Origin of the sequence: Pseudomonas putida S13.1.2 (assembly GCF_000498395.2) — a bacterium.
GTDB lineage: Bacteria > Pseudomonadota > Gammaproteobacteria > Pseudomonadales > Pseudomonadaceae > Aquipseudomonas > Aquipseudomonas putida_Q.
This window is the reverse complement of the sequence record NZ_CP010979.1, coordinates 2,548,604-2,571,360: the sequence shown is the minus strand read 5'-3', so window position 1 is coordinate 2,571,360 and position 22,757 is coordinate 2,548,604. Positions and strand designations below refer to the sequence as shown.

General features: G+C 63.4%; 21 protein-coding genes. 11 read left to right on the top strand and 10 right to left on the bottom strand.

What is annotated here, in order from left to right; translation table 11 throughout:
- Nucleotides 1-83 precede the first annotated feature (83 nt).
- Both N805_RS11595 and N805_RS11590 read right to left on the bottom strand, forming a co-directional pair.
- Nucleotides 84-458, bottom strand: coding sequence for a hypothetical protein (locus tag N805_RS11595; protein WP_028613562.1), 375 nt, complete (start codon nucleotides 456-458; stop codon nucleotides 84-86).
- 165 nt (nucleotides 459-623) lie between these two features.
- A complete protein-coding gene (locus tag N805_RS11590; RefSeq protein WP_230685717.1) occupies nucleotides 624-1,934 on the bottom strand; it encodes a PLP-dependent aminotransferase family protein in 1,311 nt (436 codons plus the stop codon).
- Between the two features lie 264 nt (nucleotides 1,935-2,198).
- Here N805_RS11590 and N805_RS11585 point away from each other — a divergent pair, with 264 nt between their 5' ends.
- The 4 genes from N805_RS11585 to cydB are packed head-to-tail and all read left to right on the top strand — an operon-like array spanning nucleotide 2,199 to nucleotide 7,120.
- Nucleotides 2,199-4,208, top strand: coding sequence for a DUF2849 domain-containing protein (locus tag N805_RS11585; protein WP_028613564.1), 2,010 nt, complete (start codon nucleotides 2,199-2,201; stop codon nucleotides 4,206-4,208).
- Nucleotides 4,198-4,674 carry a DUF934 domain-containing protein gene (locus N805_RS11580; RefSeq protein WP_028613565.1) on the top strand — a complete coding sequence of 159 codons (477 nt, stop codon included), beginning with the start codon at nucleotides 4,198-4,200 and terminating at the stop codon, nucleotides 4,672-4,674. Before N805_RS11585 ends, N805_RS11580 begins: the two co-directional genes overlap by 11 nt.
- Before the next feature lie 2 nt (nucleotides 4,675-4,676).
- Entirely contained in the window at nucleotides 4,677-6,098 is a 1,422-nt protein-coding gene (locus N805_RS11575) for a cytochrome ubiquinol oxidase subunit I (RefSeq protein ID WP_028613566.1), read from the top strand.
- Nucleotides 6,099-6,112: 14 nt separating this feature from the next.
- Nucleotides 6,113-7,120 carry a cytochrome d ubiquinol oxidase subunit II gene (gene cydB / locus N805_RS11570; RefSeq protein WP_028613567.1) on the top strand — a complete coding sequence of 336 codons (1,008 nt, stop codon included), beginning with the start codon at nucleotides 6,113-6,115 and terminating at the stop codon, nucleotides 7,118-7,120.
- Nucleotides 7,121-7,147: 27 nt separating this feature from the next.
- Here cydB and N805_RS11565 read toward each other — a convergent pair whose 3' ends face one another.
- The 6 genes from N805_RS11565 to N805_RS11540 form a co-directional block, all read right to left on the bottom strand.
- A complete protein-coding gene (locus tag N805_RS11565) occupies nucleotides 7,148-7,918 on the bottom strand; it encodes an SDR family oxidoreductase (protein WP_028613568.1) in 771 nt (256 codons plus the stop codon).
- On the bottom strand, nucleotides 7,915-8,910 hold the full coding sequence (locus N805_RS11560) for an NAD(P)H-quinone oxidoreductase (protein ID WP_028613569.1): 996 nt from the start codon (nucleotides 8,908-8,910) through the stop codon (nucleotides 7,915-7,917). The genes N805_RS11565 and N805_RS11560 overlap by 4 nt, the downstream gene beginning before the upstream one ends.
- Nucleotides 8,911-8,925: 15 nt before the next feature.
- Nucleotides 8,926-9,630: an ABC transporter ATP-binding protein gene (locus N805_RS11555; RefSeq protein ID WP_028613570.1), complete on the bottom strand. Its 705-nt coding sequence runs from the start codon at nucleotides 9,628-9,630 to the stop codon at nucleotides 8,926-8,928.
- The gene (locus N805_RS11550) at nucleotides 9,617-11,410 is read right to left on the bottom strand and encodes an ABC transporter permease subunit (RefSeq protein ID WP_028613571.1); all 1,794 of its coding nucleotides are present in this window, start codon (nucleotides 11,408-11,410) and stop codon (nucleotides 9,617-9,619) included. Before N805_RS11550 ends, N805_RS11555 begins: the two co-directional genes overlap by 14 nt.
- A 10-nt stretch (nucleotides 11,411-11,420) precedes the next feature.
- Complete coding sequence (locus N805_RS11545; protein WP_028613572.1) at nucleotides 11,421-12,299, bottom strand: branched-chain amino acid ABC transporter permease; 879 nt, start codon at nucleotides 12,297-12,299, stop codon at nucleotides 11,421-11,423.
- 66 nt (nucleotides 12,300-12,365) lie between these two features.
- Entirely contained in the window at nucleotides 12,366-13,577 is a 1,212-nt protein-coding gene (locus tag N805_RS11540) for an ABC transporter substrate-binding protein (RefSeq protein WP_028613573.1), read from the bottom strand.
- A gap of 200 nt (nucleotides 13,578-13,777) precedes the next feature.
- Between N805_RS11540 and N805_RS11535 the strand changes: the two genes are divergently transcribed.
- From N805_RS11535 to N805_RS11520, 4 genes are all read left to right on the top strand, one after another.
- A complete protein-coding gene (locus tag N805_RS11535) occupies nucleotides 13,778-14,821 on the top strand; it encodes a substrate-binding domain-containing protein (protein WP_028613574.1) in 1,044 nt (347 codons plus the stop codon).
- A gap of 20 nt (nucleotides 14,822-14,841) precedes the next feature.
- Nucleotides 14,842-15,726 carry a LysR family transcriptional regulator gene (locus N805_RS11530; protein WP_028613575.1) on the top strand — a complete coding sequence of 295 codons (885 nt, stop codon included), beginning with the start codon at nucleotides 14,842-14,844 and terminating at the stop codon, nucleotides 15,724-15,726.
- Between the two features lie 156 nt (nucleotides 15,727-15,882).
- Nucleotides 15,883-16,728 carry a shikimate dehydrogenase family protein gene (locus N805_RS11525; protein WP_033742382.1) on the top strand — a complete coding sequence of 282 codons (846 nt, stop codon included), beginning with the start codon at nucleotides 15,883-15,885 and terminating at the stop codon, nucleotides 16,726-16,728.
- On the top strand, nucleotides 16,715-18,310 hold the full coding sequence (locus tag N805_RS11520) for a GMC family oxidoreductase (RefSeq protein WP_028613576.1): 1,596 nt from the start codon (nucleotides 16,715-16,717) through the stop codon (nucleotides 18,308-18,310). Before N805_RS11525 ends, N805_RS11520 begins: the two co-directional genes overlap by 14 nt.
- A gap of 47 nt (nucleotides 18,311-18,357) precedes the next feature.
- Here N805_RS11520 and N805_RS11515 read toward each other — a convergent pair whose 3' ends face one another.
- Nucleotides 18,358-18,948 (bottom strand): biliverdin-producing heme oxygenase, encoded by a 591-nt coding sequence (locus N805_RS11515; RefSeq protein ID WP_028613577.1) that lies wholly within the window; start codon nucleotides 18,946-18,948, stop codon nucleotides 18,358-18,360.
- 119 nt (nucleotides 18,949-19,067) lie between these two features.
- On the opposite strand from N805_RS11515, the gene N805_RS11510 reads away from it, so the two are divergent.
- On the top strand, nucleotides 19,068-19,559 hold the full coding sequence (locus N805_RS11510; RefSeq protein ID WP_028613578.1) for a GNAT family N-acetyltransferase: 492 nt from the start codon (nucleotides 19,068-19,070) through the stop codon (nucleotides 19,557-19,559).
- Nucleotides 19,560-19,608: 49 nt separating this feature from the next.
- Complete coding sequence (locus N805_RS11505; RefSeq protein ID WP_080956797.1) at nucleotides 19,609-21,021, top strand: MFS transporter; 1,413 nt, start codon at nucleotides 19,609-19,611, stop codon at nucleotides 21,019-21,021.
- Between the two features lie 92 nt (nucleotides 21,022-21,113).
- Here the strand turns inward: N805_RS11505 and N805_RS11500 are convergent, their stop codons facing one another.
- Nucleotides 21,114-21,887, bottom strand: a complete 774-nt coding sequence (locus N805_RS11500; RefSeq protein WP_028613580.1) for a LysR family transcriptional regulator — start codon at nucleotides 21,885-21,887, stop codon at nucleotides 21,114-21,116.
- A 122-nt stretch (nucleotides 21,888-22,009) separates the two neighbouring features.
- Here N805_RS11500 and N805_RS11495 point away from each other — a divergent pair, with 122 nt between their 5' ends.
- Nucleotides 22,010-22,741, top strand: a complete 732-nt coding sequence (locus N805_RS11495; protein ID WP_028613581.1) for an SDR family oxidoreductase — start codon at nucleotides 22,010-22,012, stop codon at nucleotides 22,739-22,741.
- The last annotated feature ends 16 nt before the right edge of the window (nucleotides 22,742-22,757 follow it).

Genomic DNA, 22,757 nt, shown 5'->3' with positions numbered 1-22,757 from the left:
TCTATGCATCAATATTGAAATTGTGGGGCCGCTTTGCGGCCCGATCGCGACACAAGGCCGCTCCTACAGGGATCGCGTCGGCTTCAACGGCGGTAGTAACGGTGCTCGTCATGGTGACGCTGGTGCAGGGCACGCTCATGGCGGCGCTCCCAATCGCGGCGCCGTTCCCAGTCACGCCGCCGCTCCCAGTCCCGCCGGGCTTGCTCGCGCCGCCACTGCTCACGGCGCCCGTCGCTTCTGTGGTCATGCCAGCGATCGTCGTCGTGCGCCAGCAGCGTGGCCGGCTGTGCATCGGCCACGCTGGCCACCCTCGACCAGGGGTTGCCGGCAGGCTGCAACGGTGACTGAACGGCCGGCGCCGGTGCCACCGGTGCTCTCATTTGTGTTGCCGATGCCGTGCCCACCGCCGCGAACGAGAACAGGCCGAGCAGCACCAACCTTGCGACATGTATTTTCATGAGCGAAGCCAACCTCTGATAACAATTGAGCCATCTGGCCAGCAGGTGTGGGGCGAACCTTGTCTCGCGTGCCGCTACCTTTCTGTGCCTCACACATAGACCGGCAAACGGGAAAAAGTTCGCTGCAGCAATAACTTGTAGAACTTTTGACGCCTGATCACCCCTTTACACAAACGCCCGCCCGCCACGGCGGCGGTCTTCCTTCAGTAACCCCTCCACCTTGCGCAACGCCTGCCCCAGCATGGCCTGGTCCGGTGCCCCGCCCAGCGAGATGCGCACGGCATCCGGCCCCTGCGTTGCCACGCTGAACGAGTCCGCACCAGCCACGCTCACCCCCACATCCTCCAGGGCCTGGGTAAACCGTTCCTGGTGCCAGTGCGCTGGCAGCTGCAACCACAGGTGCAGCCCGGTGGGGTGGGCCTGGAACTCATGGCTCAACAGCGTGCGTGCCAGATGCTGCCGGGCGCGGGCTTCGCGCTGGATTTCCTGGACCAGCTCCCTGGCGGTGCCACTGCGGATCCACTGTTCGACCAGCGCCAGCAGCAAGGCCGAGCAGCCCATGCTCGATGCGCGCAAGCCATTGAGCAGGCTTTGCCCGTCGTCGCCACGCGGTGGCAGCACAAAGGCTGTGCGCAGGCTTGGCCACAGGCACTTGGACAGCGACGCCAGGTAGTACGTATTGGCGCCCCCGGTCAGGCAGGCGATGGGCGCCGGCGCGTCGTCGAGCAGATAACGGTAAGGATCATCCTCGATCAGCGTGATACCGCGCTTGATCAACACCTCGGCAATTGCCTGGCGCCGGGCCGCGGGCATGGTGTGCGCGGTGGGGTTGTGGAACGTGGGGTTGAGGTACAGCAGGTGCGCGTCGCTTTCCTGGCAGGCCTGCTCCAGGTCGTCAGGGCGCATGCCGTCGGCATCACTGGCCACCGCGACAATGCGCAGCCCCAGTTGCCGGGCGGCCAGCAGCAGGCCGGGGTAGGTGAGTGGGTCGCAGAGAATGGCATCGCCCGCGCGGGTGTGAGTGCTGAGGATGGCAAAGATGGCCGCTTGCGAACCCGAGCAGAGGGCAAGGCCGCGGCTGTCCAGGTCACCCAATGCCGGTTTCAGCCAACCCTGTGCCGCCTGCAGCAGCGAGCGGGTGGTCGGTTCGTCCTGATAGGGCGACAGTGCTTCGATGCGGTTGCGTTGCAGCACCTGCTCAATCCCGGCGCTCACAAGTTGTGCCATCGAGCCATTGGCCGGCTGCGGCGGGATGTTCATGGTCAGGTCGATGGCTGCCGGCGTCATCGTTTCGCGGGCGCCCAGGATGAACGAGCCGCGGCCACTGTAGGAGGCAATCAGGCCACGGTCGCGAGCCTCGGCATACGCCCGGGTCACTGTGGTCAGGTCGACACCAAGGTGCGCAGCCAGTGCACGTTGCGGTGGAATTTGTTCGCCGTCCTGCAAAATTCCAGACTGTATGGATTCTGCGAGCATGTCTGCAATCTGTATGTATCTCGGGCCTGATTTTGGCTTGAAAGGCTTTGTCCAGCGCATTTGAGCAGCTTCTCTTGGCTTTTCGGCAAGAGGCATAGATTTTCCTCCCGGTTGTCAGTCCATACACATAGGAATATCATGACATACGGTTGTTAACAAATCCATACAATATGGAAAGCGTATGGTTTATTTGATGTGCACCGGAACGGCGCGGCAGGGTTGCAACGATAAGCGCTTCCGGGCTGCCAGTCATGGAGATGTTTGATGGATGACTGTCATCTGATCTGCGCCAATCGCCTCGACGATGGGGCTGTGGTCTGGCTTGATGCCAGGCACGAATGGGTAGAGACACTGCAACAGGCCGGCGCCTTCGATACGCAGACGCTGGTACCGGCAACCCTCGCCGCCGAGGCTGCCGTAAGGGCCAACCAGGTGGTTGCGCCGACGCCTTGTGCAGCCTGGCTGGTCGATGGCCTGCCAGAGCCGAAAAGCCTGCGTGAACGGTTGCGCTCGCGTGGCCCGTCAGTACGCAGCGACCTCGGCAAGCAGGCCGCAGGCACGTCGCCGCTAGGTGGCAAGGGCGAGCGCCCGCTGCTGCCGGTGGCGGCGGGGCAGGCGGGGGTGTACCGATACGACCCGTTCGAGCGTGAGTTTCTCAAGGACCGCGCCCGCCAGTTCGAGCAGCAGGTTGCCCGCCGCTTGAGCGGCGAGCTGGACGAAGAGGCGTTCAAGGTGTACCGGCTGATGAACGGCCTGTACTTGCAATTGCACGGCTACATGCTGCGCGTGGCCATCCCCTATGGCACCTTGAGCGCAGTGCAGCTGCGCCAGCTGGCCTATGTGGCTCGCACCTATGACAAGGGCTACGGCCACCTCACCACCCGGCAGAACATCCAGTTCAACTGGCCGCGCCTGGCCGATACGCCAGAAATCCTGTCGGTACTGGCCGATGCCGACCTGCATTGCATCCAGACCAGCGGCAACTGCATCCGCAACGTTACCACCGACCACTTTGCCGGGGCTGCCGAGGATGAAGTGTTGGACCCTCGGGTGCATGCCGAGATCCTGCGCCAGTGGTCCACCGACCACCCGGAGTTCACCTACCTGCCACGCAAGTTCAAAATCGCCATTACCGGCAGCCCCAAAGACCGTGCCGCTGTGCGCTTCCACGACATCGGCATCCTGGCGCAGCGCAATGGGCAGGGTGAAGTGGGCTTCCAGGTGTATGCCGGGGGCGGCCTGGGGCGTACGCCGATTGTTGGCACCCGAGTGCGGGAGTGGTTACCCGAGCGCGAACTGCTGCGTTATGTCGAAGCCATCCTGCGGGTTTACAACGCCCTGGGCCGGCGCGACAACCTGTACAAGGCGCGCATCAAGATACTGGTGCGCGAGCTCAAGCCCGGCCGTTTCATTGAAATGATCGAGCACGAGTTCGCCAGCCTGCCGGCGGATCACCAGTACCTGGAGCCGGCCATCGTCCAAGGTATCCGTGCCCGCTTCGTGCAGCCGGCCTTCGAGGCGCTGCCCGGGTTGTGTGACAGCTTCCTGCGTGCGCGGGCCGACGACAACGCGTTCGCCAGCTGGGTACGCACCAATACCCACCCGCACAAACAGCGTGGCTACATCAGCGCGGTCATCTCGCTGAAGCCACCAGGTGGCATCCCCGGCGATATCAGCGCCGAGGAAATGCTCACCTTGGCCGATTTGGCCGAGGCCTACTCGCTGAACGAGATTCGCGTGTCGCACGAGCAGAACCTGGTGCTGCCGCACATCCGCCAGGGCGACCTGTACAGCGTATGGCAGGCCTTGCGCCAGGCCGGGCTTGCGACCAGCAATATCGGTTTGTTGTCCGACGCCATCGCCTGCCCGGGCATGGATTACTGCAGCCTGGCCACTGCCCGTTCAGTGCCGGTTGCCCAACACATCGCCTTGCGTTTCGACGCGGCCCGGCAACAGGACATCGGCGAACTGAAACTCAATGTCTCCGGCTGCATCAATGCCTGCGCCCACCACCATGTGGCGCATATCGGCATCCTCGGCCTGGACAAGGCCGGCCACGAAAACTACCAGATCACCTTGGGCGGCAGCGCCGAAGAGGACGCTGCGGTCGGGACCATCCTGGGCCGTTCGGTGCCCTTCGAGGAGGTGCCCGACATCGTCGAGGCGATCGTTGGCATCTACCTGCGATTGCGCGAGGACGGCGAGCGCTTCCTTGATACCTATCGCCGCGTCGGTATCGAGCCGTTCAAGGAGGTGTTGCGTGATGCTCGTTGATCGTGATGGCCGGGTTCAGCCTGACAGCTGGCACTACCTGGAGGGTGAAACGCTGCCGACCTACGCCCCGCAAACCGTGCTGCAGCCGCAGCACTGGGATGACTACCACATGCGTTTTGGCCAACCGGCTGAAGGCCTGTGGCTGGCCGCCGACCAGGACCCGGTGCAGGTGCTGCCGTTGCTCGGCCACCTGAGATTGATCGTGGTCGAGTTCGCCAGGTCACGTGATGGCCGCGGCTTCACCCTTGCCAGGCTGCTGCGCGAGCGCCACGGCTTCAGCGGTGACCTGCGCGCCACCGGGCCTTTGCTGCCCGACCAGTTCGCCATGTTGTTGCAGTGCGGGTTCACCAGCGTACGGATTCCTGCCAGCGTGCCGGCGCAGCGCTGGCAGGACGCCGCGGCCGCCCATCACCAGGCCCGTCCACGCACCCTGCTGCAACGTCTTTCCCAACGGAGCGAGGCATAGCCATGTTCAGCCTTACAGCCCTGGAGCTGGCGCGTATACAGTTCGGTTTCACCATTACCTTTCACATCATCTTCCCGGCCATCACCATTGGCCTTGCGGCATTCCTGGCGGTTCTGGAAGGTTTGTGGCTGTGGAAGAAAGACAACGCCTACCTCGACCTGTACCACTTCTGGTCGAAGATCTTCGCCGTCAACTTCGCCATGGGCGTGGTCTCGGGGCTGGTCATGGCGTACCAGTTCGGCACCAACTGGAGTTTCTACTCGCAATTCGCTGGCAGCATCACCGGCCCGTTGCTGACCTACGAGGTGCTGACGGCCTTCTTCCTTGAAGCGGGCTTCCTCGGGGTGATGCTGTTCGGCTGGCACAAGGTCGGCCGGGGCTTGCACTTTTTCGCTACCGTCATGGTGGCCGTGGGCACGATGATCTCCGCCACCTGGATCCTGGCATCGAACAGCTGGATGCAGACACCGCAAGGGCATGAAGTGATCAATGGCGTGGTGGTGCCGGTGGATTGGTTCGCCATCATCTTCAATCCATCGTTCCCGTACCGCCTGGCCCATATGGTCACGGCTGCAATGCTGTCGACCGCGTTGTTCGTCGGGGCTTCGGCAGCGTGGCACCTGTTGCGCGGCAACAACGCCCCGGCGGTGCGGCGGATGTTCTCGATGGCCCTGTGGATGCTGCTGTTCACTGCGCCGTTGCAGGTGCTGATCGGTGACGTGCATGGCCTGAATACGCTCAAGCACCAGCCCGCGAAGATTGCCGCAGTAGAAGGCCACTGGAGCAACACCCCGGGGCAGGGCGTGCCGCTGATCCTGTTTGGCATCCCGGACATGGAGGCCGAAACCACCCGCTACAAGGTCGAGATCCCTAACCTGGCCAGCCTGATCCTGACCCACAGCCTGCACGGGCAGATCCCTGCGCTGAAGGACTTCCCGAAAGAGGACCGGCCCAACGCGACCATCCTGTTCTGGTGCTTCCGGGTCATGGTCGGCCTGGGGCTGCTGATGGTCGTGCTTGGCCTGTATGGCACCTGGCAGCGCTGGCGTGGACGCTTGTACGCGTCACGGGGGCTGGCGCGGTTTGCCCTGTGGATGGGGCCCTCGGGCCTGGTGGCCTTGCTGGCCGGCTGGTACGTCACCGAGATTGGCCGCCAGCCCTGGGTGGTGTACGGCCTGATGCGTACCAAGGACGCAGTTTCAGACCATTCGGCGCTGACCTTGTCGGTGGGCCTGGTGGTTCTGGTGGTGATGTACATCGGGGTGTTCGGCACTGGCGTCGCCTACATGCTGCGCCTGGTGGGCAAGGGGCCGCAGGCGCACGACGACCATGAGCAGCCGGTGACGGCCAACCAGCGGCCCGCCCGCCCGTTGTCGGCAGTGGACGACCCGCTGTATCCAAATTCGCCCAATTACACTGACTGACCGGAGACGTTGTCATGGGTATTGATCTTCCGCTGATCTGGTTTCTGATCATCGGCTTTGGCGTGATGATGTACGTCATCATGGACGGTTTCGACCTGGGTATCGGCATCCTGTTTCCGTTCATTACCGACCGCGACCACCGCGACACCATGGTCAACACCGTGGCGCCGGTGTGGGATGGCAACGAAACCTGGCTGGTGCTGGGTGGGGCAGGGTTGATGGCGGCGTTCCCCAAGGTCTACGCCATCTTGCTCAGTGCGCTGTACATCCCCGCGCTCGGCCTGCTGGCCGGGTTGATCTGGCGTGGTGTGTCGTTCGAGTTCCGCTTCAAGGCCGATGAGGCGCACAAGCCGTTCTGGGACAAGGCGTTCACGGGCGGGTCCTACGCGGCGGCGTTTTTCCAGGGGGTGATGCTGGGGGCGTTCATCGAAGGGCATGCGATTGTCGATGGCGTGGCCACCAACGGTGTGATGAGCTGGCTGACACCGTTCAACGTGTTCTGCGGGGTCGGGGTGGTGGTGGCGTATGCGCTGCTGGGCGCCACCTGGCTGGTGTTGAAGACTGAAGGCCGGTTGCAGGCCAGCATCATTCGCGCGTGCTCACCGATTACCCTGGCGACGGTGGCGGCGATGCTGATCGTCAGCATCTGGACGCCACTGACCCACCCGGCCATTTTCGAGCGCTGGTTCAGCCTGCCGAACTTCTGGTTCTTCCTGCCGGTACCGGTGCTGGTGCTGGTGGCCACCTGGGCGATCCTCAGGTCGTTGCGCGGCGCACCGCATGCCGGGCCTTTCGTCTGGTCGCTGCTGCTGGTGTTCCTCGGCTTCACCGGTCTGGTGATCAGCATCTGGCCGTATGTGCTGCCGCCCAGCCTCACCCTCTGGGAAGCCGCAGCGCCGCCCCAGAGCCTGGGCTTCGCCCTGGTCGGTGCGCTGCTGATCATCCCGTTCATCCTCGGCTATTCGGCCTGGTCGTATTACGTGTTCCGCGGCAAGGTCAAGGACGGCGAGGGGTACCATTGAGGCTTGCCATGAAATTGGCCAGGGGTATCAACGCATCAACCAGCCACCAGCCACATCCAGCACCTGGCCGGTGATGAACGCACTCTCGGGCGCACTCAGGTAGCATGCTGCGTCAGCCACCTCCCAAGGCTGCCCCAGCCTGAGCAAGGGCGTGTCGGCAATCACCGCCTCGTTGGCCGCCAGGGCAACGGTTTTCAACAATGGCGTTTCGATGCGCCCCGGTGCCAGGGCGTTTGCGGTGATGCCGTATTCGCCCAGCTCGCCGGCCAGGTGTCTGGTAAAGCCGATGATCGCCGCTTTGGTGGCGCTGTAATGGGCGGCGACCAGGGGCAGGTAGGCGCTACCGGCCACCGATGACATGCTGATGATGCGCCCGAAGCGTTGCTCGACCATCTGTGGCGACAGCAGGCGTGAAAGGTTGAATGCGCCGTTGAGGTTGACGGCCACCACCCGTTGCCATTCTTCGGCCGTCATCTGCCAGATCGGTGCAGGCTTGCCATCATGCTTGGGGGAGATGCCGGCATTGTTGACCAGCGTGTCGATGGCGCCCACTGCTTCGGCCAGTCGCGTACAGGCTTGCTGGCACTGGTCGAAGTCGCCGACATCCGCCGCTTGCCATGCCACCTTGAAGCCCTGCGCGCGCAGGGCTTCCCCTTGTTCGTGCAGCGTCTGTGGGTTGAGGTCGAGCAGTGCGACCGTCGCCCCTTCCTGGCAGTAACGCAGGGCAATCGCCGCACCAATACCACTGGCAGCGCCCGATACCAGAACCTTCCTGCCGTTGTGACGACCTTCAATCATGGCTTGATCTCCAACATTATCTTGCCGATATGGCGGCTGCTTTCCATCAGTGCGTGGGCTTGGGCGGCTTGCGCCAAGGGGAAGGTGGCATGTATCACCGGCAGGCAGGCTCCGGCGCTCAGTAGCGGCCATACATGCTCTTGCAGGGCGATGGCGATGGCCGCCTTCTCCGCCCCGGGTCGGGCGCGCAGGGTCGAGCCGGTGAAGGTCAGGCGCTTGAGCATGATGGGCATCACGTTCAGTTCGGCCTGGCTGCCTTCGAGGAAGGCGATTTGCACCAGCCGGCCTTCGATGGCGAGTGCGTCGATGTTGCGCTGCATGTAGCTGCCACCGACCATGTCGAGGATCAGATTCACGCCACGGCCGCTGGTATAGGCCTTCACAGCTTCGACGAAGTCCTCATTGCGGTAGTTGATTGCCAGGCTGGCGCCGGCCTGGCGGCAGGCGTCAAGCTTTTCCTCGCTGCCGGCCGTGGCCAGCACCTTGGCGCCGAACTGGCTGGCCAGCTGGATCGTGGTCAGGCCGATGCCGCTGGAGCCGCCGTGTACCAGCAAGGTTTCACCGCGGCCCAGCCGGCCGCGGTCGAACAGGTTGGTCCACACCGTGAAGTAGTTTTCCGGCAGGGCAGCCGCCTGCAGCAACGACAGGCCGTGGGGTAGCGGCAGGCAGTGCGTGGCGGGTGCACAGCAGTATTCGGCGTAACCGCCGCCAGGGGTGAGGGCGCAGACCAGGCTGCCGACTTTCAGCGCCTGCACGGCGCTGCCGACGGCCACGACCTCGCCAGAAACCTCCAGCCCGAGAAATGGCGATGCATCCGCAGGCGGCGGATAGTTGCCCGAACGCTGCAGCACGTCCGGGCGGTTGACGCCGGCGTAGGCCACCTTGATCAGTACTTCATCGGCGGCGGGTGTGGGGATGGCGGCCTGAGTCAGTCGCAGGCAATCGGCACTGCCACCCGGGCGGTGGTCAATCAGGTGCATTGTGTTACCCATGGTATTTGGTTTCCTTCAAAGGCCAAGGTAAGCCCGCTTCACATGCGGGTTGTCCAAGAGTTCCTGGCCGCTGCCGGTCAGGGTGATAGCCCCGTTTTCCAGCACATAACCGCGGTGCGCGACGCGCAGGGTGTGCACGATGTTCTGCTCGACGATCAGCACGGTGGTACCAAGTGCAAGGATCTTGTCGATAATCCCGAATACCTGCGATACCAGCAGTGGCGACAGCCCCAGGGAGGGCTCGTCGAAGATCAGCAGCTTGGGGTCGGCCATCAGCCCGCGGGCGATGGCCACCATCTGCTGTTCCCCTCCCGACAACGAGCCAGCGTGTTGTTCCAGCCGCTCGCGCACCCGCGGGAACAGCTCCAGCACCTGCTCCAGGCGTTGCTTCACCGCTGGCCGGGCGGCTTTCTTGTAGGCGCCCATCAGCAGGTTGTCGCGCACGCTGATGAACGGAAACAGCTGACGGCCCTCCGGAACCAGGGTAATGCCGGCGTCGACGATCTGGTCAGGCCTGCTGCCGTCCAGGCACCGTCCGTCAAAGTGGATGGTGCCCTGGCTGGGTTTGATCAGGCCGCACAGGCTGCGCAGGGTGGTGGTCTTGCCGGCCCCATTGGCGCCCACCAGTGTCACCACTTCACCGGCCTTGACCTCGAGTGATACGCCCCGCAGCACTTCGGTGTTGCCGTAGCCTGCATGAATGTTGTCAAGCTGCAGCATGGTTGTACTCCTTGCCCAAGTAAGCCTCGATGACCTGCGGGTTGTTGACTACAGCCTGCGGGTCGCCGTCCATGAGCACGGCGCCGGTGCTGATCACCACGATGCGGTCGGACAGGGTCATGGTCGCCTGCATGATGTGTTCGATCATCAGCACGCTGACCCCGGTATCACGCACGCGGCGGATAATTTCGATGGCCTTGGCCACGTCGGTGGGGTTGAGCCCTGCCATCACTTCGTCCAGCAGCAGCACGCGCGGCCGGGAGGCCAGGGCGCGGGCCATTTCCAGGCGCTTCATGCCGCCGACGGTGAGGTTCCTGGCGCGGGTGTCGAGTAGTGCGCCCAGGTCGGTGAGCGCGGCGACTTGCGTGGCGATCTGGCGGGCTTCGGCTGGGTCGCGGGTATGCATGAAGGCACCGAGCATGATGTTTTCACACACGCTCAGGTCGGCGAACGGCTGCACGATCTGGAAGGTGCGGCCAATGCCGGCCACGGCGAACTGCGCCGGTGTGGCCGGGGTTATCCACTGGCCATCGGCGCTGCGTACCTTGACGCTGCCGGAGGACGGCTGGATAAACCCGGACAACTGGTTGAACACGGTGGTCTTGCCGGCACCGTTGGGGCCGATCACACCGACGATCTCACCTTCGTTCAAGGTCAGCGACACATCGTTGGTGGCGTGCAGGCCGCCGAAGTACTTGTGCAGGTGCTCGGCGACCAGAATCGGCTGGCCGATGGTGGGCGAGGGCTTACCCGGCGCCGCTGGCGTTGCAGGCGTAGCCGTATCGGGCCCGGTGGTAGAGGGTTGGCCACCGGGCAAGCGGTCGACCCAGGCAGCGATGCGCAGACCGAATCGCCCGACCAAGCCCTGCGGAATCGTCAGCACGAAGGCCACCAGCACCAGGCCATAGACCAGGCCGTGCACGCCACTGCCGGCATCGCCCAGCCAACCCCGTGCCAGTTCCGCCAGCGGCAGCACGATGACGGTGCCGATCAGCGGGCCGGACAAGGTGCCAAGCCCCCCGATCAGGGCGAACATGGCGATCTGGATCGACAGCTCCAGCGAGAACATTGCCCCCGGCTCGATGAAGGTCAGGTACATGGCGTGGAAGCTGCCGATCAGGCTGGTCAGGGCGGCCGACAACACCACCGCGATCAGCTTCACCTTGACCGCGTTGACCCCAACTGCCTGGGCGGCGTCCTCGCGCTCGCGCACGGCGATCAGGTAATAGCCCAGCCGCGAGTGTTTGAGTTTCCAGGACACCAGCAAGGTGATTGCCAGAAAGCCAAAAGCGATCAGCAGGTACGGCCAGCGGGCGCGGAACAGCATCCACTCGGCACCGAGCTTGAGCGGCACGGCCAGGCCGGTGGCACCGCCAGTCAGGTCATGCTGGTTGATCACCAGCAGGCGCACCACTTCGAGCACGGCGATGGTCGCCAAGGCAAAGAATGGCCCGCGCAGGCGGAAGCACGGCCAGCTTATGAGCACCGCCAGTGCCGTGCTGGCCGCCGCGCCGATGAACATACCTAGCCAGGGGCTGAGGTTGAAGTGCAGCAACAGCAGGGTACTGACGTAGGCTCCGGTGCCATAGAACACGGCATGGCCCAGCGACAGCTGGCCGGCAAAACCACCGACGATGTTCCAGGCGCTGGCCAGCGCCGCATAGCTGCAGATCAGGATGAACAGGTGAAAGACAAAGTTGGAGCCTGCCGAGAACGGAATGATCAACAACAGCGACAACGCCGCCAGGCTCAGGTAGACGCGGGGGTGAAGAAGGTTCATCGCAAAGCTCCTACTCTGAGCCACGCCCGGCACCGAACAGACCGGTGGGGCGGAAAATGAGGATCGCCAGGAAGATCAGGAAATACACCACTTCCTTGAGATCGGGTGCGATGTAGTAACCCGCCATGCTGTCCACCACGCCGATCAGGATCGAACCCACCAACGCCCCCGACAGGCTGCCAAGGCCGCCCAGCACCACGATGACGAAGGCGGTCAGCACAAAGAACGTGCCGAAGGTGGGGAACACCGGGTACTGCGGGGCGATCATGCCTGCCGCCAGCCCTAGGCACGCGCAGCCCAGGCCGAAAGCGAAGATGTAGATGCGGTTGACGTTTACGCCCATCAGCAGGGCAGCGTTGCGGTGCTGCGCTGTAGCGCGAACCGCGCGCCCAAGAAAGGTATTGTGCAGAAACCAGTGCAGGCCACCGACCAGGGCCAGCGACACCAGGAAGGTCAGTACCTGGCCGCTGCTGGCGCGCAGCGGGCCGACCGCGAGGCTGCTGATGCCCAGGCCGCTGGGGTTGCTGACGGTCAGCACGTCGGCGCCGAACGCCATCAGTGCGGCGTTCATCAGTGCAATGGATACGCCTACCGTGGCAAAAATCTGGATATGCCCTTCGGCGGCCAGCAGCGGCTGGATGATGAAGCGTTGCATGCCTGCGCCCAGCACGAACAGCAGGGCGACTGCCGGGATGATGGCGGCATAGGGGTGCAGGCCGAAATGCTGGTTCATCAGGTACACGGCGTACATGCCGATCATCAGGAATTCGCCATGGGCGAAATTGACCACCCTGACGATGCCGAAGATCAGCGTCAGGCCGATGCTGATGATGGCCAACGTGCCACCGAGCAACACGCCGTTAAGCAGAAGTTGCAGGAAGATGTCCATGAAAGGTCCTCGTGCACAGGCAGCGCGCCCAGCCGGGGGCGCGTTGCCTGGGTGTTGACGGTAAGGTCAGGGTTGGCTGGCCAAAGTGGCCTGGGACACGGCAGCCTCTTGCGGGTAGACGGTTTTCAGCACACCTTGCTGCCACTGCATGATGGTGGTCTGCGCGCGTTGGTTCTGGCCGTTCTCGCCGAACCTGGCACCGATGTTGGCCGCAGTCTGGCCAACCGGGATGTCGATGGCGTGCACCGCCTCGCGGATGTCGTCGGCCTCGAACGACTTGGCATTGGCCATGGCATCGAGGAACACTTTGGCCCCCACATAGTTGATCAGGCTGTGCCCGGAGCGCGGTTCGCTGCCATAGCGGGCGCGGTAGGCATCGGCGAATGCGGCAATGCCCGGGGCGCCGGCCTCGTTGGTCTGGAACTGCGGGAAGTCCACGTCCAGCACGCCCTCGATGTTCTGCGCGCCCACCACTTTCATGGTGTCCTGCATCGAGTAACCGCCACCGGCGCCAATGATGGCCTTGGGTGTATAGCCGGCCTCGCGGATTTGCCGGAAGAACAGGGTGGTGTCGTTCTGATAGGAGGTTTGCAGCACTACGTCGGCACCGGCACCTTTAAGGCGCAGGATCAGAGACGACAGGTCGACGGCTTTGGCCGAATAGGGCAGGACCTCGACCACGTTGAGCCCTTGGCTGGCAGCAATGGCCTTCTGGAAGTTGGCAATGGTGGTGCCGTACAGGGCGTCTTCGTGGATGATCGCGATCTTCAGGCTTTTGGCGTCCACTTTCAGTTGCGGTGCGACCAGCTCGGTGACCGCGGTGATGGTGCCTTCGGCGAAGTTTTTTGCGGTCGGGTTGCTGCGGTAGACGTTCTGCAGGCCGCGGTCAGTAATGTTGTCGGCCACGGCGCCCAGCTCGAAGTAGGGTATGCCGGCCAGTTCGGTGACTTGGGTAGCGGCAAAGGAGAGGGCGGAGGAGTAGCTGCCGAACACCGCCGACACATTATCACTGGAGGTTAACCGGCGCGCAGCGCTGACTGCCTGGGCGGCGTCCACCGCATCGGCCTTGACCAGCTTGATCGGCTCGCCTTTCAGGCCCCCGGCGGCGTTGCGCTCGGCCACGGCCAGTTCCACGCCGCGGTAGCTTTCGTCCCCGAGCAGGGCGAGGGCACCACTGAGTGGGTAGAGCGCGCCGATCTGTACATCGGCATAGGCAGTCAGCGAGGCTGACAAGGTCAGTGCTGCGATGCCACTGAGGGCCCAAGGCATTGTTTTCATTGTGTTGCCTCCTGGTATGTCGTGCGTCGCCGGGCAAACTTGAACCGGTTCAAGTTTATGTTCCAAAAAAACACCTCGATGGGTGCATTGGGCCTGACGGTCGCTTTCTTGTTGGTTTAGGCATGACCGGGTTCAGAATATGAACCGGTTCATTTTTAAGCGTGGTGGTATACTGCTGTCAAGCAGGAGCGACAACACCTATGACAAAAAACCAAAAACCGACGCTGCGCGATGTTGCCCGCCTGGCAGGGGTTTCACTGGGCAGCGCATCTCGCGCGTTGTCCAATCCCGACCAGGTGAAACCGGCCACGCTGGCCAAGGTCGATGCCGCGGTGCGGCAGTTGCAGTACGTGATGGACGGCGCTGCCAGGGCCTTGGCCCTGCGCCGCACCTTCAGCGTTGCGGCGATTTTCCCCACGCTCAACAACCCGATCTATGCCGACTCGATCCAGGCCTTGCAGCAACGCCTGAACGCCTTCGGCTACCAGCTGATCATTGCCTCCCACGAGTATGACCGCGAACGCGAGATCTCCAGTGTGCGCAACTTCATCGAACGGGGCGTGGAAGGTATCTTCCTGGTCGGCACTGACCATGACCCTGCGGTGTTCGAGTTGCTGCAGGTGGCCCAGCGGCCCTATGTGCTGATGTGGTCGGTGGACGACTGTCACACGCATTGCGCGGTGGGCTTCTGCAACGTCAGGGGTGGCGAGCTGGTAGCCGACCACCTGCTTGGCCTGGGTCACCGGGATGTTGCCATCCTCACCGGGCACCGCCAGTACAACGAGCGCGCCCGCTATCGAATCCAGGGGGTGCGCAAGCGCTTTGCCGAGCACGGCCTGGACGTTGCGGAAAACCGTATCATCGAGCAGCCGTTCAGCATCGACGGAGGCCGGGCGGGGTTCGAGCAGCTATTGCAGATGTCACCCCGGCCCACCGCGCTCATCTGCACCACCGACCTCCTGGCGCTGGGCGCCAGCGCGCAGGCCAAGCACTGTGGTATCGAAGTGCCGGCAGACATCTCCATCACCGGTTTCGACGACATCAGCTTCAGTGCCATCGCCTCGCCCAGCTTGACCTCGGTAAGCATTCCGATTTTCGAGATTGGCCGAATCAGCGCCGACACCCTGATCGCCCAGATCGAGGGTGTGGAAGTCCCGCGCATCACCGAGCTGGACATCGCCCTGATCGCCCGGCAAAGCAGCGCCAGGCTCGTGCCAGGCAAGCGCCTGGATGACGTGCCGTGAACAAGGAAAACTACGCCCAGATGCTGGCGTTTCTGTGGGCCACGGAGCATGGCAGTTTCTCTGCCGCCGCCCGTGCCAACGACCTCACGCCCTCGGCCGTGAGCAAGCTGGTGACGCGGCTGGAGGATCGCCTGGCGGTACGGCTGTTCCAGCGTGGCGCCCGTAACCTCACCCTGACCGAAGAGGGCACGGTCTACCTGCGCAGTGCACGTGCGGTGATGGATGCCATGGCTGAAGCCGACTCTCTGGCCGAGGTTTTCCCGGCGCAGCTCAGCGGCACCTTGCGCATCCACACCATGGCCACTTTCGCCAAGCACCAGATCATCCCCTGGTTGCCAGCGTTTCTGGCGGCCAACCCCGGCCTGTCGGTGCGAATCGAAGTGGGCGCGCAGTACGTCGACCAGTTCGACCAGGGCCTGGACATCGCTATTCACAGTGGCGTGCTGCCAGACTCGTCGCGGGTGGCGCGGCGAATCGGCGAAGCGCACTGGATCACCTGCGCTGCGCCAGCCTACCTGGCACAGCGTGGGTGCCCGCAACAGCCGGCAGACCTGCTGCTGCACGACTGCTACCACTTCGCCTTCGAAAGCCCCTGGAATACCTGGGGTTACCAGCATTTGGGCGAGACCAGCCGCGTGCCGGTGCAGCCCCGTTCCACCTTCACCCAGGGCGACCTGCTGCGCTCCATTGCGCTCAATGGCGGGGGCATCGTGCGGCTGGCGGACTTTCACATTGGCGATGACCTCAAGGCCGGCAGGCTGGTGCCGCTGCTGGAGGACTATCGGCCAGGCATTGCCCAGCCCATCTACCTGGTATACCCCAACCGCAAGAACCTCAGCCCGCGCATCAAGGCATTCATCCACGCCATCGAGCAGCGCATTGCCGAGCACCCCTGGGGGCTCTGAAACCTCGCGTTGACACCCAGGCAAACCTGCTTTGCCTGGGTGTCATACCCGGGCAGGGCCTTGCCCGATTATGGTGTCCGCACGGTCGATCGCGGCTCACGGCAAAGCGTGGGGCCCGGTCGGATCAGTCTTGACACTCTGAATTCGGAATAGGCCATGAATAAAACGGTACAACCACAGATAATCAGCGGGAACACGCGGCTGTTCGCCATCATCGCCGAGCCGATTCACCACGTTAAGACCCCGGAAGAAATCAACGCCCTGATGGCCGCGCGCGGTTACGACCGGGTGATGGTGCCGCTGCATGTCGGCCCCGAACAGCTTGCCGATGCGGTGCAGGGCTTGCGGGCGATGCGCAACCTGGATGGCTTTGTGGTAACGGTGCCGCACAAGGGCGCCATAGTGCACCTGTGTGACAGCGTGTCCCTGGCCGCAGAGCAGGTGGGCGCGGTCAATGTGGTGCGTCGTCAGGCAAACGGCCGCTTGCATGGGGACATCCTCGATGGCGTGGGGTTTGTCGCCGGCTTGCGACGGGCTGGTATCGAGCCCTCCGGCATGACGGTGTACCTGGCGGGTGCAGGTGGGGCAGCGCAAGCCATCGCCTATGCCCTGGCCGAGGCCGGCGTTGCCAGCCTCACCATTGCCAACCGTACCCAGGCCAAGGCCGAACACCTGGCCAGTCGACTCGCCGGGCTGTTCCCAGGCGCCACGTTCAACGTTGGCACAGCGGACCCCTCCGGCCATGACCTGGTGGTCAATGCCACGTCCATGGGGTTGCGCGAAACCGATGACTACCCCTGCGATGTTCACCGGCTGACCCGCGAGCAGGTCGTAGCAGAAATCATCATGCAGCCTGAGTACACACCGTTGCTGCTGGCGGCTGCAGAGCGGGGCTGCCGTGTGCATCTGGGCCGGCCCATGCTGCAGTGCCAGGTCGAACTGATGGCCGCTGCCATGAGCGGCGAAACTGAAAGCGAGGAGGCCGACCATGCACGACCATGACTATGTCATCGTTGGCGGTGGCACGGCTGGTTGCATCCTCGCCAACCGCCTGAGCGCCTCGGGCAAGCACCGCGTGCTGGTACTGGAGGCGGGCGGTGAACCCAACGGCCGGTGGATCCCGATCCCCGCCGGATTCAGCAAACTGATGGTCGACAAGCGCTTCAACTGGAACTTCAAGACCAAGCCGGAAGCCGGCACCTACAATCGCGAGATTGCCGTGCCGCGTGGACGTGGCCTGGGCGGCTCAACGCTGATCAACGGCATGATCTACGTACGCGGGCAGCCCGGTGATTACGATGCCTGGGCTGCGACAGGCGCCAAAGGCTGGAACTTCGAAACCCTCAAGCCGTACTTCGACCGCTTCGAAAACTACGCGCAGGGGGACGCCAACCGAGGGCATGAGGGCCCCATGCATATCCACCAGGTAAGCGAGCGCTTCACGCTGTCGAGCGCTTTCCTGGAGGCAGCCGCGCAGGACGGCCAGCCTTATAACGAGGATTACAATGGGCAGGATCAGACAGGTTTCGGCTACTACCAGGTGGCGCAGAAGGCCGGGCGACGCTGGAGTGTGGTGGATGGCTACCTCAAGCCTGCCCGCACGCGGGCGAACCTGACCATCGTGACCCATGCGCAGGTGCTGCGCATCGACTTGCAGGGCAAGCGCTGTGTCGGGGTGACCTATCAGCAAGGCAGCCGTGAAGTCACGGTCAAGGCCAATGTCGAGGTCATCCTGTGCGCAGGGGCCATCCAGTCACCCCAGCTGCTGGAATTGTCCGGCATCGGCCGCGCCGAGGTATTACTGGCTGCCGGGGTATCAGTCAGGCACGAGCTGCGCGGGGTAGGCGAGAACTACATTGACCATTTCGCCACCCGCATGAACTGGCGCATGAAGGACGTGGTAACCCTCAATCAGCTTGCCCGTGGCTGGCGCCTGGGGTTGGCGGTGGCTGAGTATTATACCCGGCGTACCGGCATCCTCACGCTGGGGACTGGCCTGGTGCACGGTTTCGTCAAGACCGACCCGCGCCTGGCGACGCCGGACGTGCAGTATTTCTTCGTGCATGCCAGCTATGCCAATGCCGCCAACCGGGTGCTCGACCGACACCCAGGCATGACTCTGGGCGTCAGCCAGCTGCGGCCCAAGTCGATGGGCTCGGTGCATATAGAAAGCAGCGACCGCCATGCGATGCCGGCCATCCGCCCCAATATGCTGGCCGAACGCGAGGACCAGCAGTGCCTTGTCGAGGGCATGAAGATTGCCCGACGGATCGTGCAACAACCGGCAATAGCGCGCTATGTCGAAGCGGAAACTAGCCCGGGACTGGATGCGCAGAGCGATGCGCAATGGCTGGAATTCGCACGACGCACCGGGCAAACCATCTACCACCCGATCGGCACCTGCCGAATGGGTGAAGACCCCGCCGCCGTGGTCGACTCCCGGCTCAAGGTGCATGGTGTACAGGGCCTGAGGGTGGTGGATGCCTCGGTCATGCCGTCGATGGTCTCGGGCAACATCCAAGGGGCGGTGATGGCAGTGGCCGAGCGGGCGGCCGACCTGATCATCGAGGACAGCCCGAGATAGGCCAATGGAGCCGCAAAGCGGAGTACAGGTTCTTTACAAACCACTGTTCATTGGCTTGCGAACACTTCTCGCAGGTGTGCCCGATAACTGTCGAACGCGGCAATCGCCCCAACAATCACCTCGGCCTCTTCCTCGTCGTTCAGCACCAGGCCATCAAGCCTGGCCACGAACTCGCGCCAGTGCAGTGCCCGACCATCGGGGTGCGGCGCCAGGTGGCGGGCACCCTCATCGCCATTCAGGCCCAGGCGCTGGGTCTGCTTGAACAGGAACGCTGCACCCAGGTTGGAGCCTTCACTGCAATACAGCCAGCCCAAGGCCTGGGCTGCACTGGCGCAAACCTGCCGGGGCAACTCAGGCAGCGGCAGCCCGAGGTCACGCAGGTCGTCCTCGACCGCCGCAAAACGCGACAGCCGCACCAGCCCCGGCAGGCGCAGGTTCAGCGCCTCGTCGCGGTAAAGCGACAACAGGCTGCCGTGGAAACGGTGCTGCACCTGCAGGAAGCAGGCATAACGTTCGCGGTCCGCGAAGGGCTGCGCCGCCATCACCAGTTTGTCGACCTGGTCATGGTCACTGCTGCTGGCCGCTTTCAGGCGCTTGCAGCGCCCGGGCTCCGTGAGGGTGAGTGGGGCAGCGGTCATAGGCGTATCCGTGGGCGAGTAGGCGATGCGCCCATGATGCTTGCCATCCCAGGTGGGCGGCAAGCGCAACGCTACTGGTTTAACATGGCTGACGCTTTCACGTTTCCAAGGAGTCAGTCATGAGTACCCTGCAGTTCCGTACCCCCACAGTTGCAGACGCCGAGCGCTGCTACGCCATTGAAATCGGCGCGTACGAAGGGGATGAAGCGGCCACGCTGGAGAAAATCCGCACCCGCATCGTGCAGTATCCGCAAGGCTTCCTCATCCTGGAGAACATGGGTGAAATCGTCGGCTTCATCAATAGCGGTTGCGCCCACGAAGTGGTCATGTCTGATGAAGACTTCAAGGAACTGATCGGCCATGACCCGGCAGCACCGAACGTGGTGATCATGTCGGTGGTGGTGGACCCGGTGCACCAGGGCAAAGGTTACGCCAAGCGCTTGATGGACGAATTCATCGCCCGCATGAAGGCCTCGGGCAAGCAGAACATTCACCTGATGTGCAAGCAGCAGCATGTGGCGCTGTACCAGAAGATGGGGTATCAGTACGTGAAACCGTCGCCGTCGGATCATGGCGGCATGGCCTGGCATGAAATGGTCATGGGCCTCTGAAACCTCGGTTTGCTTGAGCCGCACTCACCCATCAGAAGGACCTGAAGCTTTGGCCAACCCGGCAGCCGTCTACACCTCCCGCCAAGCCACCTGCATCGCCCTGCTGGTGGCTATCACCTTCTTCATGGAAAACCTCGACGCCACCGTGATTGCCACGGCATTGCCGCAAATGGCCAGTGACTTCGGTGAAAGCGCTGTCAGCCTGAACATCGGCATCAGTGCCTATCTGCTGGCAGTTGCGGTATTCATTCCGCTCAGTGGCTGGGTGGCCGACCGTTTCGGCCCGCGACAGGTGTTTGCCGGGGCCATTGGCCTGTTTACCGTGGCTTCATTGCTGTGCGGCATGGCCCCGACCCTGGAAACGTTCGTGGCAGCCCGGGTACTGCAGGGCATTGGCGGTGCCCTGATGGTACCGGTGGGCCGGCTGGTGGTGCTGCGCACGACCGAGAAAAAAGACCTGGTGAAAATGCTCGCGGTGATCACCTGGCCCGGCCTGGTGGCGCCGGTATTGGGGCCGCCGCTCGGTGGCCTGATCGTCACGCATTGGTCGTGGCCCTGGATCTTCTACCTGAACATCCCCCTCGGGTTGCTGGCCATTGCGGCTGCCTGGGTGCTGATTCCTAATGCGCGGTCAGATGAAAAACGCCGTTTCGACACGCTGGGGTTCGTTTTCCTGGCATCGTCTTGTGCGGCGTGGCTGGTCGGCCTGGAAATGCTCGGCTCGCTGGCGGGTGGCAGCCTGGGCGCCGGGCTGGCACTGGTGTCGCTGGGGGGCTTGCTGACCTGGTTAGCAGTTCGTCATTGCCGGCGCCATCCTTCGCCGCTATTGCCACTGAATACCCTGTCTATTCCCACGTTCAGGGTCAGCATCGTTGGCGGAACCTTGTTCCGCCTGTCGATCAGCGCCTTGCCGTTCCTGATCCCGTTGCTGCTGCAGATTGGTTTCGGCTTGTCGCCGGTGGATGCCGGGCTGCTGGTACTGGCGATCTTCGCCGGCAACCTGGCGATGAAGCCGTTTACCACCAGGTTGCTGCGCCGCTATGGTTTCCGCCGCGTGTTGCTGGTCAACGGGCTGATTGGCGTTGGTTGCATTCTGGCCTGCCTGGGCTTGCAGCAAGGCATGCCGTGGTACTGGATGGCCGTGGTGTTGTTCGTGGGCGGGCTTTCGCGCTCGATGCAGTTCACCACATACAACGCTGTCGGTTTTGCCGATGTGCCCAAGCAGCAGATGGGCGAGGCTTCGACGCTGTTCAGCATGTGCTTCCAGCTGGCGATGGCGTTGGGTGTGGCGGTGGTGGCACTGCTGTTGCGCGTGGCGATGATGGCGCGGGGCGGCGAAGCCGAGATGACAGTCAGCGACTTCCACTGGGCGTTGATCGGTGTTGCCTTGATTGCCTGTGTGGCGTTGGCGGATGCCATGCGCTTGCCGAGCAATGCCGGGGAGCAAGTTCTGCGCACCTGAAACCTGGGGCTGCTTCGCACCCCATCGCCGGCAAGCCAGCTCCCACATAGCCCGTGCTAAATCTGGCCGGTGACAGGGCCGGTACAGGCAATTCAACTCTGCAAGGCATCGCGCAGCTGAACGACGCCATCAAGCGCCAGCGCCTGGGCCGAGTAGCACAGGCCGATACGCCGGCGCAGGTCGAGTTGTGGCATGGTCTCGATGCGCACGCCGGGGTGCTCGGTGGCCAGCGATTCTGGCACGATCGCGGCGCCCAGGCCCGCCGCAACCAGCTCCAGGGCCAGGGCAAAGGTGTCTGCCTCTGCCACCAGAATACCGCTGTAGAAAGGTTGCAGGCGCTGATGGCTGGGCTGTGACGGGCAGGTGATCCAGCGCGCTTCGGTGGTTGCCTGCTGCGCAACCGCCAGCACGAACGGGTCGCTGTGCAGCGGCAGAAACAACTCATCCTCACAGCGCAGTTCTTCGCTGGCCAGCCGCACCGCGCCCATGCAGCCGGTCGCCAGTTGCAGGCGCACCGGGGGCTGGATGGCAGCGGCTGCCAGCACCACCTTGCCCAGTACCGCCGCACTCACATCCTGCTCCACGCCGATCTGCAACGGCGCACGCTCACGATCGCCCTTGAAGCGGCCGAGCAGGCGATTGGCGTCGGCGACCATGCGCTGCGCTTCGGGGTAGAGCGCGCGGGCATCCTCGGTCACCTCGACGCCGCGGGCCTGGCGCACGAACAGCGTGGTGCCCAAGGCCTGCTCCAGTGCCCGGATGCTGCCGGAAAGCGCTGGTTGGCTAAGGTGTATCGACCGCGCGGCGGCAGTGATGTTGCGCTCTTCGAACACGGCGATGAAGGCGCGAAGCTGGCGATAATCCATGTATTACCCATAAGTTATGCCGATGGCTGCGAAAAGAATTTCCCATTTTTCGCAAGAAAAACCAGCTTCTATACTCGCTCTACTTCTTACCCATAGGCAAATCGGATAACAGGATGGTGACCATGACCGACACCCTTAAACCTTTGGTAGTCATTACCGGTGCCAGCTCCGGTATCGGCCTGGCCACCGCCAAGCTGCTGTCCAGCCGTGGCCACGCCCTGTTGCTGCTGTCCCGGCGCCTGGCGCCGATGCAGCAACTGCAGCTGCCCAATACCCTGGCACTGGCGGTCGATATCACCGACCGCGCTGCGGTGCTGGCAGCCGTCGCTGAGGCCGAAGCACGGTTTGGCCCGGTGGACGCGATCATCAACAATGCTGGCGTGATGCTGCTGGGCAGTATCGCCACCCAGGACCCGGAGCAGTGGGACCGCATGCTCGACGTGAACGTGCGCGGCCTGCTCAACGGCATTCATGCGGTCGCCAGCGGTATGGTCGAGCGCAGGCAGGGCACTATCATCAACGTGAGTTCGGTGGCCGGTCGCAAGGCTTTTCCCAACCACGTCGCCTACGTCGGAACCAAGTTTGCTGTTACCGGCCTGTCGGAAAACCTGCGAGAAGAGCTGGCACCGAGCAATGTGCGGGTGATCACCATCGAGCCGGGTGCAGTCGACACCGAACTGCTCAGCCACACGACCGATGACGCCATCAAGGCGGGGTACAACGACTGGAAGCGAGAGATGGGCGGGGTACTCACGGCCGAGACCATTGCCGAGACCATCGGCTTTGCCTATGGCCAGCCGCAGTCCGTGTGTATCCGAGAAATCGTGGTGTGCGCTACCCGGCAGCAGCAGTAAGCCAGGGCCCGCGGTC